This window comes from Paenarthrobacter sp. CCNWLY172, from assembly GCF_037402035.1.
Taxonomy (GTDB): Bacteria; Actinomycetota; Actinomycetes; order Actinomycetales; family Micrococcaceae; genus Arthrobacter.
In genome coordinates, this window is sequence record NZ_JBBEGB010000016.1 from 1 (window position 1) to 17,371 (window position 17,371).

Annotated in this window: 17 protein-coding genes; 2 read left to right on the forward strand and 15 right to left on the reverse strand. The window is 62.9% G+C overall.

All coding sequences use genetic code 11. The features are described 5' to 3' along the window. Positions 1 to 618: 618 nt before the first annotated feature. The 5 genes from rpsN to WBN73_RS19180 all read right to left on the reverse strand — a co-directional run bounded on the left by rpsN (position 619) and on the right by WBN73_RS19180 (position 3,023). The gene (rpsN, locus tag WBN73_RS19160) at positions 619 to 924 is read right to left on the reverse strand and encodes a 30S ribosomal protein S14 (RefSeq protein WP_011776360.1); all 306 of its coding nucleotides are present in this window, start codon (positions 922 to 924) and stop codon (positions 619 to 621) included. Between the two features lie 4 nt (positions 925 to 928). After that, positions 929 to 1,096: a 50S ribosomal protein L33 gene (gene rpmG, locus WBN73_RS19165; protein WP_003798558.1), complete on the reverse strand. Its 168-nt coding sequence runs from the start codon at positions 1,094 to 1,096 to the stop codon at positions 929 to 931. Further along, positions 1,096 to 1,332, reverse strand: a complete 237-nt coding sequence (gene rpmB, locus WBN73_RS19170) for a 50S ribosomal protein L28 (protein WP_011776361.1) — start codon at positions 1,330 to 1,332, stop codon at positions 1,096 to 1,098. The genes rpmG and rpmB overlap by 1 nt, the downstream gene beginning before the upstream one ends. A gap of 403 nt (positions 1,333 to 1,735) precedes the next feature. Beyond that, a complete protein-coding gene (locus tag WBN73_RS19175; RefSeq protein WP_337341045.1) occupies positions 1,736 to 2,500 on the reverse strand; it encodes an SGNH/GDSL hydrolase family protein in 765 nt (254 codons plus the stop codon). 43 nt (positions 2,501 to 2,543) lie between these two features. After that, on the reverse strand, positions 2,544 to 3,023 hold the full coding sequence (locus tag WBN73_RS19180) for a MarR family winged helix-turn-helix transcriptional regulator (RefSeq protein WP_089596480.1): 480 nt from the start codon (positions 3,021 to 3,023) through the stop codon (positions 2,544 to 2,546). A 68-nt stretch (positions 3,024 to 3,091) separates the two neighbouring features. On the opposite strand from WBN73_RS19180, the gene WBN73_RS19185 reads away from it, so the two are divergent. Beyond that, positions 3,092 to 3,379 carry a YciI family protein gene (locus WBN73_RS19185; protein ID WP_011776364.1) on the forward strand — a complete coding sequence of 96 codons (288 nt, stop codon included), beginning with the start codon at positions 3,092 to 3,094 and terminating at the stop codon, positions 3,377 to 3,379. On the opposite strand, the gene WBN73_RS19190 is transcribed toward WBN73_RS19185, so the two are convergent. From WBN73_RS19190 to WBN73_RS19220, 7 genes are all read right to left on the reverse strand, one after another. Then, entirely contained in the window at positions 3,355 to 4,179 is an 825-nt protein-coding gene (locus WBN73_RS19190) for an SGNH/GDSL hydrolase family protein (RefSeq protein WP_337341046.1), read from the reverse strand. The genes WBN73_RS19185 and WBN73_RS19190 overlap by 25 nt on opposite strands. Beyond that, a complete protein-coding gene (locus WBN73_RS19195; protein WP_207595234.1) occupies positions 4,176 to 5,006 on the reverse strand; it encodes an SGNH/GDSL hydrolase family protein in 831 nt (276 codons plus the stop codon). Before WBN73_RS19195 ends, WBN73_RS19190 begins: the two co-directional genes overlap by 4 nt. A gap of 179 nt (positions 5,007 to 5,185) precedes the next feature. Beyond that, on the reverse strand, positions 5,186 to 6,241 hold the full coding sequence (locus WBN73_RS19200; protein WP_207595235.1) for a siderophore-interacting protein: 1,056 nt from the start codon (positions 6,239 to 6,241) through the stop codon (positions 5,186 to 5,188). Next, positions 6,238 to 7,062: an ABC transporter ATP-binding protein gene (locus WBN73_RS19205; RefSeq protein ID WP_207595236.1), complete on the reverse strand. Its 825-nt coding sequence runs from the start codon at positions 7,060 to 7,062 to the stop codon at positions 6,238 to 6,240. Before WBN73_RS19205 ends, WBN73_RS19200 begins: the two co-directional genes overlap by 4 nt. Before the next feature lies 1 nt (position 7,063). Beyond that, on the reverse strand, positions 7,064 to 8,173 hold the full coding sequence (locus WBN73_RS19210) for a FecCD family ABC transporter permease (protein WP_337341047.1): 1,110 nt from the start codon (positions 8,171 to 8,173) through the stop codon (positions 7,064 to 7,066). Then, complete coding sequence (locus WBN73_RS19215; RefSeq protein WP_207595238.1) at positions 8,170 to 9,282, reverse strand: FecCD family ABC transporter permease; 1,113 nt, start codon at positions 9,280 to 9,282, stop codon at positions 8,170 to 8,172. The genes WBN73_RS19210 and WBN73_RS19215 overlap by 4 nt, the downstream gene beginning before the upstream one ends. A 5-nt stretch (positions 9,283 to 9,287) precedes the next feature. Next, complete coding sequence (locus tag WBN73_RS19220) at positions 9,288 to 10,358, reverse strand: iron-siderophore ABC transporter substrate-binding protein (protein ID WP_207595239.1); 1,071 nt, start codon at positions 10,356 to 10,358, stop codon at positions 9,288 to 9,290. 490 nt (positions 10,359 to 10,848) lie between these two features. On the opposite strand from WBN73_RS19220, the gene WBN73_RS19225 reads away from it, so the two are divergent. Next, complete coding sequence (locus tag WBN73_RS19225) at positions 10,849 to 11,343, forward strand: FBP domain-containing protein (RefSeq protein WP_207595240.1); 495 nt, start codon at positions 10,849 to 10,851, stop codon at positions 11,341 to 11,343. Between the two features lie 89 nt (positions 11,344 to 11,432). On the opposite strand, the gene WBN73_RS19230 is transcribed toward WBN73_RS19225, so the two are convergent. Genes WBN73_RS19230 through WBN73_RS19240 form a run of 3 tightly spaced genes read right to left on the reverse strand, consistent with a single transcriptional unit; the run spans position 11,433 to position 17,351 of the window. Further along, the gene (locus WBN73_RS19230; protein WP_337341048.1) at positions 11,433 to 14,903 is read right to left on the reverse strand and encodes an ATP-binding protein; all 3,471 of its coding nucleotides are present in this window, start codon (positions 14,901 to 14,903) and stop codon (positions 11,433 to 11,435) included. Further along, positions 14,900 to 15,901, reverse strand: coding sequence for a DUF4194 domain-containing protein (locus WBN73_RS19235; RefSeq protein WP_337341049.1), 1,002 nt, complete (start codon positions 15,899 to 15,901; stop codon positions 14,900 to 14,902). The genes WBN73_RS19230 and WBN73_RS19235 overlap by 4 nt, the downstream gene beginning before the upstream one ends. Next, positions 15,894 to 17,351, reverse strand: a complete 1,458-nt coding sequence (locus WBN73_RS19240) for a DUF3375 family protein (protein ID WP_242703423.1) — start codon at positions 17,349 to 17,351, stop codon at positions 15,894 to 15,896. The genes WBN73_RS19235 and WBN73_RS19240 overlap by 8 nt, the downstream gene beginning before the upstream one ends. Between the last annotated feature and the right edge of the window lie 20 nt (positions 17,352 to 17,371).

A 17,371-nucleotide genomic window follows, 5' to 3' on the forward strand; every position in this document is an offset into this window, starting at 1 on the left:
ACAACAGACACTACCGGCACCACCCACACCCACAAGGGTCCAGGATCGCTCCGGAGCAACTTTTCAAACTTACCCGATCAACCAGATCTTGGCAAATCATCGTTTCCGCGATTCCCGATCCAATCTTCGGCCCCACCCTGCACAGGAACGCTCGAAAGCGAACCATTTTTCAGGCTGTTATCAAAGGGGTTCGGCCTCCGCGGCTCTCAGCTCCAGGCTGTCTCACTCGCGGCGACTCAGAAGACATTACACGCCCACCGGCCCCGGCACAAATCACCATCGGTACCAGCCAAAACCCCGCCCGCACGGGCCAAAAGGCCCCATCGAGGCCTCAAACCAACCAAAATCCGCCGGAAACAACCCGAGTGAAGCCCGTCACACCAGCAAGATTCGCCAAGACCTCCGCCCCGACGCAAAGCCGACAACCGCCGTCGAACATTCGACCAAACCCGAGGGAAGTGAGAGCGACAGCGTGAACCCCGAGGGAAGTGAGAGAGCGTCCACCCCAACCAACGCCCACAGCCGGCCATACAGTCTTCGCCACACGCCAGGAAGCAGGCTTAAACGCAGAAAAGGCCGGCAACCATGACGGTTGCCGGCCTTTTCAGAGCTTCGTGATTACCAGGAAGACTTGGTGATGCCCGGGAGCTCACCGCGGTGAGCCATGTCGCGGAAGCGAACACGGGAGATACCGAACTTCTGGAGCGTGCCGCGGGGACGGCCGTCGATCTGGTCGCGGTTACGCAGACGGATCGGGGAGGCGTTGCGGGGCAGCTTCTGCAGGCCGAGGCGTGCAGCTTCGCGTGCTTCGTCAGTCGCGTTGGGGTCAACCAGGGTCTTCTTCAGTTCGAGACGCTTGGCAGCGTAACGCTCAACAATGACCTTGCGCTGCTCGTTGCGAGCAATCTTTGACTTCTTTGCCATGTGTTTAGCGCTCCTCTCGGAATTCGACGTGCTGGCGGATCTTGGGGTCGTACTTCTTCAGGACCAGACGGTCCGGGTCGTTACGACGGTTCTTGCGGGTTACGTAGGTGTAACCGGTGCCCGCGGTGGACTTCAGCTTGATGATGGGACGTACGTCCTTGTCCTTTGCCATTAGAGCTTTACTCCTCGTGCCAGGATGTCGGCGACGACTGAGTCGATGCCGCGGACGTCGATTGTCTTGATGCCACGGGCTGACAGAGTCAGCGTGACATTACGGCGTAGGGACGGAACCCAGTAGCGCTTCTTCTGAATGTTCGGGTCGAACCGACGCTTGTTGCGACGGTGCGAGTGCGAAATGCTGTGTCCAAAGCCCGGCTCGGCTCCGGTCACTTGGCAGTGTGCTGCCATGACTCTCCTCCAAAGATTGAATGTAACGGCGTGCAGATGTTCCTGCGTTACCGTGCGACAGGCAGCGTCCGCATCCGAGTCCAAACCATTTCGGTAGTTTCCGCAGCAAGTGCGGCGAAGAAGGTTGGCCTCAGGACCGGGCAGTGATGAACACTGGAACAGGTCCTGGGATACCGGGCGAATACAGGAATGCACGCAACTTGAGCCCCTAACTACCGGCCACCGGGATGTCGGAAAAACCGACAGTCACCACCAACCGGAGCAATTGCACACGAACCGCACTACCTAGCGCCTAACTATTCTACGGGCCAGGCCAAATTAAGACCAATCCGGCATCATAAGCCCTCCGCGCCCACCGCCCGGACCACCGCGCCAACACTGGCGGGTCGCCCGCAAGACCGGGCTAGAGCGGCCTGATCAATTCGGGATACTTAGGGCTCAAACCGTCGCCGGAGGAGACACCTCGGACGCGGCGGGCCACCCACGGCGCCGCGGATTCCCGGAACCAGCGTGCATTGGCCTTGAGTGCTTCAACCCGGTTCATCAGACGCGCCGGCGCCAGTTCGGGGACCTCGATGACGTGCTCGTGCTCAAGGACATCAAGCACCCGCTTCGCCATGTTGATGTGGCCGGCGGTGGACATGTGCATCCGGTCCTCGCCCCAAAGCCGCCAATCGTCGTACTCGTCAAAGCGCCAATAGTCCACCAGCAAGGCGCCGTGGTTCTCGGCTATTTCGCGCACCAGTTCGTTGTAGATCGCGGTTCGGCCGCGCATGGCGCTGAAGACTTTGGAGCTCTTTGCGTCAAAGCCGGTGAAGAGGACAACGGTGGCGCCCGCCGCACTTAACTTGGCGATACCGGCGTCGTACTCCTCAAGAAGCGAGTCAATATCGATCTTGGGCCGCAGGATGTCGTTCGCCCCTGCGTACAGGGTCACCAACGTTGGATTCATGGCGATGGCGGCGTCCACCTGTTCTGCCATGATCTGGCGGAGCTTCCGGCCGCGGATCGCGAGATTCGCGTAGCCGAAGTCCTCGTTGCTGCTTGCCAGCTGCCCGGCTACGACGTCGGCCCACCCTCGAACGCCATTGGGGCGGTGGGGATCGTCGTCGCCGACGCCCTCAGTGAAGGAGTCGCCCAGGGCAACGTAACGGGCAGAAAAATCCATGCCGTCAGTCTGCCACCTCAACGCCCGAGGCCAAAAAGCACCCTCACGAGTCCCGAAGGATCCAGTGGTTGTTGTCCAGGCGGGCCACAATTTTCTCACCGATCCGGGCGAGGTCTGCGACGTCGTCCGGGGTCAGCGAATCAAGCATCAGCGTACGCACGGATTCCACGTGTCCCGGGGCAAGGGAAACAATGGTGGACATGCCGGCCTCGGTGAGGTGCGCAACGGTCACACGGGCGTCGCCGGGGTGCGCTTGCCGCTCTACCCAGCCACGCTTCTGCAGCTTGGTCACCACATGCGACAGGCGCGACAAGGAGGCACTCGTTCGCGCAGCAAGCTCGCTCATGGGAAGGTATCGGCCTTCGGTTTCGGAGAGCATCGCCAAAACGTTGTAGTCGAAAAGAGACAGTTTGCCGACCGACTGAAGCTGGGTGTCCAACGCCGAGGGAAGCAGGGTGTTGATGCTCAGCAGGGCCAGCCAGGCACGGCGTTCGTCGGCGTTCAGCCAGCGGGGTTGAGTCATGAACCCATCTTAGGAGAATTCACAGCCTCCTTAGGTCCGGGCAGCGGCCCAACCGATAGGCTGGCGGCATGTTCGTAGTCTCGTTGACCTACAAAGTTCCCGACGAAATTGTCGACTTCCACCGTCCGGGCCACATGGCCTGGCTTAAGGACGCTTTCGACGGCGGCATCTTCCTTGCGTCCGGACGCCGCGTCCCAGCCACGGGCGGCGTGCTGCTGTCCAAGGTGGACCGGGCCACGTTGGATGCATCGTTGGCCAAGGACCCGTTCTACAGCAATGGTGTGGCCGAGTTCGAGATCATCGAATTCACGGCAACCAGCGTTGCTGAGGGTTACGAAAACCTGCTGGATAGCTGAGGCGCCTGCGCCTTCGCAGTACCCAGTCGTTCGGGCAGCACCACCGGCATGAGTTCCGGCCAGCGCGCATCCACGTGATCGCCGCTGGATACGCCGCGAAGCCGACGCGAAAGCCAAGGTCCGACGTCGCGCCTCAGCCAGGCGACGTCGTCGGCGATGCTTTCGGCGCGGGTCCGCGGACGGGGAGCCGCGAGCCTGGGCGAATGGAGTGAGTGCCGCGCTCCGAGCACTTCGAGGACCTTTTTGGCCATGTAGCTGTGGCCGCGCGTGGACATATGCAGGCGATCGGGTGCCCACATCCGCGGGTCCTGGAATTTCTCGAAGCACCAGTAGTCCACCAGAAGCGCCTGGTATTCCGCGGCGATGCGCCGAATATTGCGGTTGTAGATTGCCGTGCGGACTTTGAGCGGCTCCAGCAGGGGTGACAAGGGAACGTTGTAACCCGTGAACAGCAGCACCGTGGCCCCACTGGCTGTGATCCGTCGGACGGCACCTTCATAGTCCTTGATCAGTTTGGCCATGTTGGGCCGGGCCATCAGAAGGTCATTGCCGCCGGCGTAGAAACTGACCAACGTGGGATTCATGGCGAGGGCGGGCTGGATTTGTTCGTCGGCGATCCTTTGGAGGCGCCTGCCGCGGATGGCCAGATTGGCGTACCGCACTGTTTCGTCGTGCCGTGCCAGTTCTTCTGCCACCCGGTCTGCCCAGCCCCGGCAATGGTTGGGAAGCCTGAGGTCGTTGTCACCAACACCCTCAGTAAAGGAATCGCCGAGCGCCACGAATCTGGTTTGTTCCTTCACTGGGTGGCCTTTTCCATGAGCTTCTTCAAGCCACCCTTGCGCGGGACCTTCACAGGTTGGGGCCAGCGTGGGCTGAGCGCGTCGCCCAGCGTGACGCCCCGCAATTTCCGTCCGAAGAGCGGGACCACCCAGTCATTGACCCAGCGACGCTGCCGGCGTTCCCATTCGCGTATGGACAAACGCGTGGGCGGGTCCCAATCCTTGGGCGAGAATTTGTGGGGGACGTTGAGATGGTCCAACACCTGCGCGGCCAGGTACTTGTGGCCCGCTTTGGACATGTGGAGGCGATCCGGGGCCCACATCCGCTGGTCTTTGTAAGCGTCAAAGCACCAGTAATCAACCAGGACTGCGCCGTACTTGGCGGCGACCTCACGGACCCTTTGGTTGTAGAGGGTGTTGCGCTTTTTGAAAGGCTCCAAAACCGCGGAGACTTTCACGTCAAACCCAGTGAACAGCACCAGCGTTGCCCCGGTTTCACTCAGCCGGGCCACCAGCAGCTCATAGTCGTTGAGGAGCGCCTCCATGTCCGTACCAAAGTCCAGAATGTCGTTGCCACCCGCGTAGAGCGTGATGAGCGTCGGCTCCATGGCCACCGCAGGCTCGAGTTGTTCGTCAATGATGTGGCGGAGTCTTTTGCTGCGCACTGCCAGGTTGGCGTACTCCCAGCCCGGCTCTGCTTTCGCCAACTTCTCGGCCACCCTGTCCGCCCATCCGCGGACCCCGTTGGGCAGGACCTTGCTCGGGTCCCCTACGCCCTCGGTGAAGGAATCCCCGATGGCGACAAACCGCCGTCGAGCCTTAACTCCGTCCCCGAATTCCTCCCGCACCCCACCGAAGCTACCCGCCCCCGGTTACACCAGAACCAACCCCAAATGAACAAGCCCGAGCGATGTGAGAGAGGATCACCCCCCAAACCCGAGGGATGTGAGAGAGCGACGAAGGAGCAGCACGCCGAGGATGGCCGGCCATCGGCCACCCAGTGGCGGACTAAGCGATCAAGCCGGCCTTAGCCCTCCGCTTTGCCCCGGCGCCAGTAGCCCATGAAAGCCACCTGCTTACGATCGATGCCAACGTCCCGCACCAGGTAGCGCCGCATTTCCTTGATGACAAACGCTTCACCGGCGATCCAGGCATAGAACGGCAGTGCACCAGCGGGAAGGGTGGGGTTCTTGGTTGCTTCGATGGCTGCAGCGTCCATACGCTGCGGCGTTTCCCAGAGGATGTCCTGGTCCACGTTGACGTCTTCGGGCTCGGGTCCGGCTGCGGTCCCGGCACCCTTGATGCCTACCCAGCCCGGCACGGGAACGGCCTTGGCGACGGCTTCCTTGAGGAGTTCTCCGTGAGGACGTGCGCGTCCGATGGCCGCACCGCGTGCAAGCCAGGTGATTTCGATGTCGGCTGCGGTGTTGATGTCCTGGAAGTCGCCGGCTTCTGGTACTTCGAGGAAGGCGTGGCCGGTCATGTCCGCGGGGAGGCTCTCGAGGATGGCGCTGATGGCCGGGACCGCGGTTTCGTCGCCGGCCAGGAGCACGCGCTGGGCCATGCCCGGACGCCATTCGATGCCACCATATGCACCGGCTGTGGTGCACTGGGCTGCGCGGTTGTTGGGGCCGATGATGGTGAGGGCGTCTCCCGGTTTTGCGGCGAGAGCCCAATTGGCGGCTGGTCCGCCGTGGCCGGCGTCGTCGAAGTGCATGACGAAGTCGATGTCGATCTCCGGGTACACGGCGTCGAGGCGCTCGGAACGCACGGTGTAGGTGCGCATGTCACCGCGGACGGAGGGGTCCATGGCGAGCCATTCCTGGTACCAGCCGGCTTCTTCCATTTTGAAGGGAGGCAGCGGAATGACGTTTCCGGACGCGTCAAAGGACGGGATCATCAGCTTCACGCGGAGATCCAGCGTGTCTCCGGCAACGCCGAAGCCGCGCAGTGAGTAACCGCCGAAGGTGATGCGGCGGAAGTTCGGGCTCAATTCCTGCACTGCCGTCACGGTGACGTCGAAGGCGAGGGTCATGGGCTCCACGGCGGCGCTTGCTTTTGCCTGGGTCGGTTGTGCACTCATGAGGCGATCTCCAGTTCGTTGGTTGAAGCGGGGCGTGCGTGGTGGCGTCCGATGGGGACGATCAGCGGTGTGCCTGAAATGGGGTCCGGAACCACGCGGGATTCCAGTCCGAACACGTTGTAGACAAGTTCTTCGGTGACAACGACGGGCGCCGGCCCTTCGGCCACGATGCACCCGCCCTTCATGGCGATGACGTGGTCCGCGTACCGTGCTGCGAGGTTGAGGTCGTGGAGCACGATTGCCACGGTGGTTCCCCGGCTGCGGTTGAGGTCCGTGATCAAGTCCAGGACCTCCACTTGGTGCGCGAGGTCCAGGTAGGTGGTGGGCTCGTCCAGCAGCAGGACTTCCGTTTCCTGCGCCAGGGCCATGGCGATCCATACGCGTTGACGCTGTCCGCCGGATAGTTCATCGATGCTGCGGTCAGCGAGTTCCAGCGTGGAGGTGGCGTCGAGCGCGCGCTGCACGGCGGCGTCGTCGGCTGCGCTCCAGCTGCGGAAGAAGCCTTGGTGGGGGTACCGGCCGCGGCCCACGAGGTCGCGCACGGTGATGCCGTCAGGAGCGGTGGGGTGTTGCGGGAGCAGGCCGAGCGTGCGGGCGAGTTCGCGGGCGGGGCGGGTGTGGATGTCCTTGCCGTCGAGGGTCACGGCGCCGCCGGCGGGCTTGAGCAGGCGGGACAGTCCGCGCAGGAGGGTGGACTTTCCGCAGGCGTTGGCTCCCACGATCATGGTCACTTTGCCCTCGGGAATCTCGGTGCAGAGTCCCTCCACCACTTTGCGTGCCTCGTATTGGAGCGTCAGGTCCTGGGCATTAAGGATGGCCATGTCAGGCCTCCTTTCGGTTCGACGTGACCAGCAGCCACAGCAGGAAGGGAGCACCGAGGGCGCCGGTGATGACGCCGACCGGGAGGACGGTTCCGTCGAGGATGACGGGAGCGATGTTGGAGGCGAAGAAGTCGGCCAGAAGCACGATCAGCGCACCGGTAAGGGCCGACGCCGGGAGGCTCGGTTTGCGGACGAGCCGGCGGGCGATCGGACCTGCAAGGAACGCGACGAATGCAACGGGACCGGCGGCGGCGGTTGCGACGGCGGCAAGTCCGACGGCGGTCAACACCAGTCCCAGCCGGGCGGCATTGACCTTGATCCCAAGGCCCGCAGCGGCGTCGTCGCCAAGCTCGAGGATGCGCAATGGGCCTGCCAGGGCAATGACGGCGGGAATCAGGACCAGCAAGGAGACCGCCAGGACACCTGCCCTGTCCCAGGTTGCGGAGTTCAAAGATCCGTTGAGCCAGATGAGGGCATCGGCTGCGGTACGGATGTCAGCGCGGGTCATGAGGAAGTTGACCACTGCGTGCAGGGCTGCGGCGATGCCGACGCCTGCCAGGATGAGACGGTTGCCGGCGGCATTGCCGCGGCTGCCTCCACCGGCGCCCGAACCACCGCGCGAGATTGCGTAGATGATGGCTGCGACCCCCAGCGCACCGCCGAGCGCAGCCCCCGAAACGACGGCCCCGGAAGCGCCGAAGATGACGATGGCCGTCACGGCTGCCGCGCTGGCACCGTAGCTGATGCCGATGATGTCCGGGCTGGCCAGCGGGTTCCGCAGCATGGTCTGGAAGAGCGCACCTGCCAAGCCGAAGGCAATGCCGATCATGGTTCCCACTACCGCGCGGGGCAGTTTGTGCTCCATGACGATGAAGCTTGCACCGGGGATCTTCTCCCCACCGGTCAGGTGGTTGATGACGATTTTAAAGAAGTCCGGAATGGTCACGGTGTAGCTGCCCAGCAGCACGTAGACCGCGAACATGACCACTACAGCGAGCCCGAGCACAAAGGTGGGGCCCAGCACCCGCCGAAGTGACAATTGATGGTTATGTTTGCCGTCATTATTGGCATTAGGTGCCAGGTCGGTGGGTAATTTATGAACAGTTGTCACAGCCCGGCCCCCTTGCCGCGGCGGATGAGCCACACGAACACAGGGGCCCCGATGATGGCCGTCATGATTCCTGCGGGGACTTCGCCGGGGAGAAGGATCACGCGGCCAATGATGTCGGCGCTGATCAGCAGGATGGGGGCCACAACGGCGGAGAACGGCAGGATCCACCGGTAGTCCGGCCCGGTCAGCGAGCGGACGGCGTGCGGAATGACGAGGCCCAGGAAGGCGATCGGTCCGGCCACGGCAGTGGCGGATCCACAAAGCAGGACGATGCCCAGCCCGGTGATGCCACGGGCCAAAGCAACGTTCTGGCCGAGGCCACGGGCAATGTCGTCGCCCAGTGCCAGGCTGTTCAAAATGCGACCGCCGGCCAGGATGATCAGGGCCCCGGTGGCGAGGAACGGCAGCGCGGGAAGGAGGACGGACCAGTCACGTCCGCCGATGGTACCCACCTGCCAGAAGCGGAAACGATCGAACGTGTCCTGGCTCGAAACCAGGATGACGTTCATCAGGGAGAACAGGCCTGCGCTCAGGGCCGCACCCGCGAGGGCGAGTTTGACCGGCGTCGCACCATCACGTCCCAGGGAAGCAACGGCGTAAACCACGACGGCGGCCACCGCGGCGCCGATGAAGGCGAACCAGATGTAGCCGGACAGCGAGCCGATACCGAAAACGTAGATCCCCACGACCACGGCCAAGGCAGCGCCGGCATTAAGTCCCAGGATCCCGGGATCGGCAAGCGGGTTGCGGGCCACGCCCTGCATGGCTGCGCCGGCAAGGCCAAGTGCCGCTCCGGCAAGCAGGCCCAGGACGGTGCGGGGAATCCGGGCAATGACCACGGCGTGGTTGCCGTCTGCCGGATTGAAGTCGGTGAGTGCTTCCCAAACAGTGGTGAGCGGAAGCCCGCGGGCGCCGATCGCCAAGGATGCGGCGCAGACAGCGGCGAGTACGACGACGGCCGCCAACAGCCAAGCGGTGCGCTTGCCTGCGGTGCTGCGGGAACCGGTTCCCCCTCCGGTTCCAGCAGTTTCAGGGGCGATGCCTCCCGGGCCCGGCACCGAAGTGCCGTTGCCCCGCCCCTGGACTGCCGTCGTCGTACTCAGTTTCATTGCAGTTACTTGCCCGCTGCGTCTGCTGCTTTACCCAGCTGCGGCAGGAACGTATCCAGTGCCCACGGCAAGCTCAGCGGCGATGAGGCGGAGATGGAGAGCGTCAGGGTGTTGTCCGAATCGGCAACCAGGGCGCCCTTCTTGATGGCCGGGATCTGTCCGAGCAGCGGATCAGCCTTGATGGCATCTGCCGTGGTGGCGTCCGGAACCCAGGTGACGAAGATGTCGGACTCGAGCTCGTTGGCCTTCTCAGCGGACCACGGGATGAAGAACTCAGTAGTCGACTTGGTGTTCTGCTCAACCACGGGAGCCAGCTTCATGCCGATTTCGGAGAGGAAGCGGGGGCGGTTGTCGATAGCCGTGTAAACGTTGGCGCCGTCGCCCTTGGCGGGCTCGAGGTTGCCGTAGATGAAGGTCTTGTCCTTGATCTGCGGGAACTTGGAGACCTTGTCCTTGACGGTGGTCTCAGTGTCTTCGATCAGCTTCTTGGCTTCGGCTTCCTTGCCCAGTGCCTTGCCGATCAAGGTGGTGCTTTCCTGCCAGGGGGTGCCGTAGGCGAGCTCCGGCTGTGCCACGACGGGGGCGATTTCGCTGAGCTTCTTGTAGTCAGCTTCTTCAAGGCCCGAGTATGCAGCCAGGATAACGTCCGGATTGAGCTTGGCGATCTCGGTGAAGTTGATGCCGTCAGCTTCGGAGAACTGGACCGGAGCCTTGTCGGTGCCAAAGCCGGCGCCGAGCTTCTCCAGCGCTGCGTCCTTCCACGGGGTGGAGCCTTGCTCGTTGTTGCCCCATTCGTTCTTCGGGACACCTACGGGAACAACACCCAGGGCGATCGCGATATCGTCATTGACCCACGAGACAGTGACTACACGCTTGGGCTGCTCTTTGATGGTGGTCTCACCAAAGACGTTCTTGATGGTCACGGGGAACGCCGAAGACGCTGCCTGCTCAGAAGCCGGAGCGGACGTTGCCGGACCAGTGGAGCAGCCGGTGAGGGTAAGAGCGACGGCGGCCAAAGCGGCCGTCGCGGTTCCTGCTGTTTTCAGCAGGGCGCGGCGTGGGAGAAGGGAAGCCACGGGACTCCTTAAGTAAGTGATGCGAACCTAAGTAAGGCTAGCCTAGCCTGCCGATAATTAAGAAACGTTTGCGTCACCTAATCCGGTATCCTTCTGAATTGGGACGCAGATCACACCCTCTCTCACATCCCGCGCCCTTCAACCGAACCCTCTCTCACATCCCGCGCCCTTCAACCGAACGCTCTCGCAGTGGACATCCGCCCGGAAGTTTTGAAAGTATGGGCGACAGCGGACTACCGCTTCTTACGGATATGAACGAGGGGATGAGCGTGCGCACTGTTTCAGTTGCTGCAGCCATGGTTGGCGAGGTGGCCGCATTGGCCTGCTTGGCACTCCCCCACACGTCGGCATCGTTCTAGGCACTAACCCAGCCCTCATTTTGGGGTCTCTTTGCAGTGCCCTCTTTCTCCGGTGACCGACGTCTTCTGCCCATTCCCGCGCGCCCTCCAGAAACGCGCGGACGTCGACCATTTCCGAAAGAAGCTTTGCCATGCAGAAAATCACTGCCCAACAAATCCGTTCGTCGTTCATCAACGCCAGTCGCTCAGAGGCTGCCAAGGTCAATCTCCCCCGCGACTTCGAAATCCTCGACTGGGACAACCTGGAGTTCCTGGGGTGGCGGGACGAAAAGATGCCCCAACGCGGCTACCTCGTGGTTCCACATCGGGGCAAGCTCACGGGGATCCTGCTCCGGGCTCCTGAAGGTGGTTCCGGCAAGAGGCGCGTTGTCCTCTGCGAACTATGCCGTGACGTTTTCTCCAAAGACGACGTCTACCTGTGGGTTGCCAAGAAGGCCGGACAATCCGGCAGGGACGGCAACACCGTGGGGACATTGATCTGCGCCGAGTTCGGCTGCAGCACCAACGTACGCAAAGAACCGCCCGTCAACGAGATCAACCCGGACCCGGCCGCCGTCGTTGTTCGGCAGATCGCCGGGCTGGAGTCCAGGACCGAACAGTTCCTGGACCGCGTCCGGGCTGAGTAACTCGATCCAGCTGGCAGTAGTGGTTGCTATGTGAGCTCATACCAACCACTACTGCCAGTCAGTTGGGCTGGCGTCGTCGTAGAGCGCGCTTAGCGCAGGACGATGTCCACAGGGTTGGCTTCGGACCGCCATGCACCAGGCTCGGCCGGTCCGGCGATCACCGGAGCCGTCAGCACGCCGGAACGGTTGGTGCGCTTGTCGCGGAGGATTTCTGTGACGGATCCAAGGTGTCGGGACAGGTCAATCACGTTTTCGGGGGCAGCAAGCAACAACTGGAACCCGAATTCGTGAAGCGCCTTGATGCCTGCACCCGCGAATTCCTCGGACGCCAATACGAAGGCTTCGTCCATCATCACCGTGCCGTACGTCGTGAAGCCCTGCTCGGCGATGCCCAACTGGTAACTCAAGGCCGCGGCCATGATGAACGCCGTGAAACGCTGGCGCTCACCGCCGGACATGGAGCCGGTATCGGCATGCATGAAGACTTCGGTCTTCCGCTTGGCTGCCTTGCCGGTGCCGGCTTTGCCCGATTTCGAAGCAACTTCACGGTGCTCCTTGCACTGGATGAACAGGTGCCCTCGGACGTCCAGCACTTCGGCACGCCAACGGCGATCCTCAGGCGTCTGCGATCCAAGCCGCTTCACCAGCGTTTCCAACGACTTGTAACGCGCGGTGAGTTCGGCGTCGTCGTCCATTTCTGTGGCTGAAGCAGCGCCACGCGAGGGGCGAGTGTGCTTCGCCTTCAAGGCGTTTTGAATCGCATCCTTGAACTGTTTGGCGGTGGCCGGGAGCGTCTGTTTGATGTCTAGTTCCAGGAAGCTGCCCTCGTGGAAATTGACCTGCGACAGAATGCCGTTGAGGGGCAGGATACGACTGGTGATGCTGCGGCGTTCCTCGTCCAACAAGTGCAGGAGCGTGCTGAACGACTCGTGGGTGCGCTGGTTGAAGAACAGCCGGAACTCGGCCTCCTGCGCGGGCAAGCCATCGCTCACAATCGCGTGATACCGGGATTCGAAGTCTCCGGCAGCACCGATCGACGTACCGTGGTCGGCGCTGATGGCACTTCCCCAGTCCCGCACGAAGGCTTCAAACAAGCGGGTCAACCGCTCGGCCGTCGCCTGTCCGCGCGATTCCGCGGAATGCAGTTCGTCGAGCAGCTTGTTGCGGACACTGTTGGCCAGGTTGTCGAGCTCGTACAGTTCAGAGACCTCACCGACACCCTCAAAGTACGGTTCCAGCGCGGTGACGGTAGAGGCCGACGGCGGTGCTTGCTCGAGCTTCAGCCTCGCCGCGTCGAGCAGGCCGTCAGCCGTGGTCATCTTGTGGTCGAGTGCTTTGTATTCGCTCTGCAGGACGGCGGCCGTACCTGTGGAGGACTGGTGCTTCTCCCGCACGGCTTCGATGTTGGCACGCAAAGGCTCAAGGTCCGCCTGCGCGGCCAAAGCATCCGTCAGGCGCTGTTCAATCCTGGCAAGTTCGTCCGCTGCGACCGCTGCGGAAACTTGCTCCCACGTCCGCTCGTCCTCAGCAACACGGCGGAGCGCCTCGAGCTGCCGGGCCATACCCTGGTGCGAATCCTCACGGCTCTGCGCAAGTTCCGCAGCTTTCGCGAGTTCGTTCTCCAATTCGCCCACGCGGGCTGCCACAAGCTCCAATTTGGAAGCGTTGTCGAAGCCCAGGACGTAATCCTGCCGGCTCGTGAAACGGTCGTCTTTCTCAACGGTGTGACGGTTGCGCTTAACTACGCCACCAAGGCTCAGGCCCTTGTCCATCGACGCAAGCTGGTCGGGATCCTCCACGCACGGGTACGCGAAATCCAGGGCGATCCGCTCGCGGATCCATTCCCCGGCGTCGGCGTTGGCCCCCGAGGTGAGGATGCTCAACCTCGTCAAGAGGTCGCCGTCGGACACGTCCTCCACAGCCAACGCGCCGCCGGCCAGCGGCTTGGACACATCAACGGCGCGGAGGGCGCCACGGACGGCGTTGTCGTTCAGGTACCGAGTGACTGCGGCGAAATGCTCACCCGGAACCAGCAGCGTGGTGGCGAGGTTGCGCAGCGCTCGCTCGGCGGCCGGACGCCATTGGTCCTGGCCCTCCGCAAGGTCGATCAACTCGCCGCCAAACGGCATCCGCTCTTCCGGGACGCCGGTTGCTGCCGCGATGGCAGCGCGGTTTTCAATACTCGACGGCGGCAACAGGGACTTGCGCGACCGCAACGACAGGAGTTCCTGCTGGGCCGCTGCGAGTTCACGCTTTTTGGTGGCGTGCCCGTCGAACGCCTCAAAACGAAGCTCCTTCAGGGCCTCCGAATCGTCCTTCAGCTCTGCTGATCGGGCGGCTGCCTGCTCGTGTGCCTGGTCCCACCCTTCGGCGGACCACTCCAGGTTCAACCCGGCATCGGCCAGCGCCTTCCGGGCCGAATCCTCCACCTGCTGACGGAGCTTCAGCCCAACCCTGGCGTTCTCCAACGACTGCTCAATGGCCGAAATCGCGTTGCCGCCACGGTTGTTGTAATCCAGTTCAAGATCACGGAGGTCCTTGGCCAGGGCGTCACGCACCGTGCGTTCGGCGGCGAGTTCCTGCGCTTTGGACTGGGCCAGCTCCTTGAAACGCGCCAGCGTCTTGGCATGAACAGTAACCGCGAGCTGCTGCTTGTAGGCCTCGAACTCCTCGCCGGCCAACTCCCGGAGGCGATTCGCGTCCAGCAGGGCTTGTGCATACTCCTTGTTCAGCCCCGGAACGGGTGCCAACTGGTCGCGCTGCTGCCGCACATCCTCCAACCGCTGCCGGATGGACATCAGGTTGCTGAATTCCTCCACCACATCATCAGCGGCAGCCAACGTGGCCGGAGCATCAAGCACCTGATCGCGGAAGAACGTATTCACGCTGCCACCCAAACCCTTACCGGCCTGGATCACGCGAAGCAGTGGCAGCGCTTGGTCCGAGTTGATACCCAGGAGCCTCCGGAAACGCTCGGCGAACGCCTTGTGGACGTCGAAAACCTGGCCATCCGGAAAGATCGATTCCAGCGCGCCTTTTGTGAACCGCTTCTGCGCGATCCCTTCAATGGCTTCAAGGTCCAACGGCTTGCTGTCGATCACATAGAAGCGCCCGACGCTCGACTCCGTGCCGTTCTTGGGAAGATCGAACAGCGCCGACACCGTCACCTTTGTGCCGGCCGCGTTATCAAACGTCAGTGCGACGGCGGACCACGTGGCACCCGGGCGTTGGAAGGCACTGGCCGAGCTGTCGCCCACCGCTTTATCACCCACCTTGCCGCGCATGTAGGTGAACGTGGTCCTCTTGTCCTCCACAGCACCGCCGGACCGCTGGGCAGCAGCCTCATTCGAGCGCGGACGGGCATCAAACACGCGAAGCATCGCATCAAAGAGCGTCGACTTACCTACGCCCGAGTTACCCGTCAAGAGGGTGCCCTTGCGGTCCACGTGCATGGTGTGGGCCCCATGGAATGTGCCCCAGTTGACCACCTGCACAAGTGCCAAACGCATTTGGCCCGGGTTTGTGAGCTCACCGAGCGGGAGCATGCTTGCGATGGTCACTTGGCTTGTCCTTCAGTTGTTGCGTCCGCGGCGGTACCAGACACATGCTCGGCATGCTCGGTCGTTCCTCCCTTAGACGCATGCTGCCGCATGTCTCCGGCGTCGCCGCTTGTGCGGTCCCCTGCCTCGGCGTCGTTCCCAGAGTCGTCGTCGCTGGAGTCGGAGTCGGAGTCCAGGTCCAGGAGGGGTTCTGTTCCGGACTCGTCGGCGGCTACTGCTATCAGGGCCTCGATTTGGGCTGGGATGTCGCCGATGTTCTCGAAGGGGAGGGCCAGCGGCAGGGCGTTGCTGATGGTGTAGCTGTCGTCCAACGGCGTGGGAAGGAGGAGTTGTCGGGCCAGGAGTTTGGTGATGGTGCGGGTGACCACGTCGGAGTCTCGGAGGGCGTCTTGCTGGCCGGCCGGGGTGTAGTTGGCCACCAGGTCCGAGATTTCTTCACGTGTAATCGTCGGGTCCGTCTGGGCAGTGACGTGGCGATCCAGCAGCAGGCGAAGCCGGAGCAGGACGATGGTCTCCACGCGGCTCAGGGCACGCTGCTGCCGGAGGATGCTCGACCGGGAGCTTGCACCGATGATGTCGGGATCGACGGGACGGAGGACCGCAATTTTGCGGTCGTGATCAAGCTGGAGGGTGAGGAACAGTTCGGACAGGCGACTGCGGAGGATCAGCTGGTTGTCCAAGAGGGTGGTCCACAATTTCTCGTCGCGACCGCCGTCGATGTACGGGCCCTTGAGAAGCTTCACCAGTGCATGCCGCACCTTCATGGGGAGCACGCCGGTGTCGCCGGGGAACAGCGCTGCACCGTCAACGAAGGAGTCCCGCGGTGTTACCCGGAACGGATCCGCATGGCTTATCTCGGCCGCCGGTTCAGCGGACTCTGCCGGACCGGTCAAGGGCTCAGCCGTCTCAACACCAACTTCAGCCACCTCCTCGGTGACCTCGTCCGCTTCGGCGCCATCCGCCGTCGTGATTTCCTCTGTTGTGATTTCCTCAGTCATCAGAATCCTCATTCAGCGTGACGACGGGCAGGTATGCCGTGCGGATGCTGCCGTCGATTTGTTCGAAGTCGATGTGTTCCCAGGCGGCCCGGTCGAAGGCAGCGCCGCCCTGTAATGCCATGGACAGCAGGGTGCGTACTGTGTTGATGTGCCGTTCCTCGGCGGGCAGGTTTTCCCAGGCGTCGCCCAGGGTGGCCGCGCCGGCCATGGCTGCACGGATAACGGCAGGCTTGGCCTTGCCGGTGCGCGCAGACCGCACCCGGTCGGAGTCGCTGAACGCGATGGGGTCGGCCAGGCGCGGGGGTGTGGCGAATTCGTCGGGGTCGAACAGTTTGACCATTGCCAGCGACTCGAACCCGGCGTTGAACAGGACTGGCCCTGGGATCAAGCCGGGCCGGTCCCGCTCGTACGGCATGGAGCGGATGGCTTGCTCGGCTTCGGCCAGCACCTTGCGGAGGCTGACGGATTGCCGGACGTCGTCGCTCTGGATGTACGTATTCAGGCTCTCGGAAAGCTTGCCGTAGATACGTTGGATCTGGCTGTGCTGCGTTCGCAGTTCAGCCACCAGGTTCTTGAGCGTCTCGCGGTCTTCGTGGGAGAGGTCGTCGGCGAATTGCCTGCTCAGCACTTCGCCGATCGCCGAGCGGAAGCGCAATTGTTGCTGCGGGTCTTCCAGGAAGGCCGTGAACGACCGGAAGGTGCGGCCCTCGGGGCTTTGGCGCAGCCGCTTGTCTGCCTCCAGAACCTGGGCCATGGTGGCACCCTTGCTCAGGGACTCCTCGATGATCTGGTTGCGGAGCTCGCCGACCAATTCCTCGATGCGGTCACGCATTTTCTTGTAATCCGCGGGCAGGCTGGCGGCGAGGTCCAGAATGTTGCCGGCAGCTTCCACAGCATCTTCGTCGTCCAGAAGGCCATCGAATTCGCCCGAGCTGATGTCCTCCACCAACTGCTGCCGCTCCTGGATTTCCTCCTCCAGGGCTTCCAGCCGCGCGCTCTGGTCCGGATTGGTTTCGTTGGCCAGCTTCTCCACATCTCCCAGAAGCGTGCCGAGCCGCGATCCATTCAGCGTGGAACGCTCGCTGGAAAGGCTGTCCAGGAACGCCAGCACGCGGGCGGCGGGTTCTGTGACTTCGTAGACGATCTGGCCGGACTGGTTGCGTCGGGTCAGGAACTGCTTGCGCGTCCATTCGTCGCCGAACAGCTTGCCGTTCTGCTGACCGCCCAAGGCCGGGTCCTGGCGCCGAAGCTGCTCAAGGAAAGCGTCGACGTCGGCATGGAACTCTTCGAGCGGAAGCTGCGGCCGGGTGCGGGTAAAGGATGCCTGCAGCACGGCGATCACCCACGGCGCCGATCGGGTCAAAGCCCACGCAGGGCCTTTGGTCAGCTGTTCGAGGTCACGTAGCCTCGCGCTGATGGCGTCGGCGGAGGACATGGCTGAACGGGACAACTACTCTCCTTCAGCTGCTG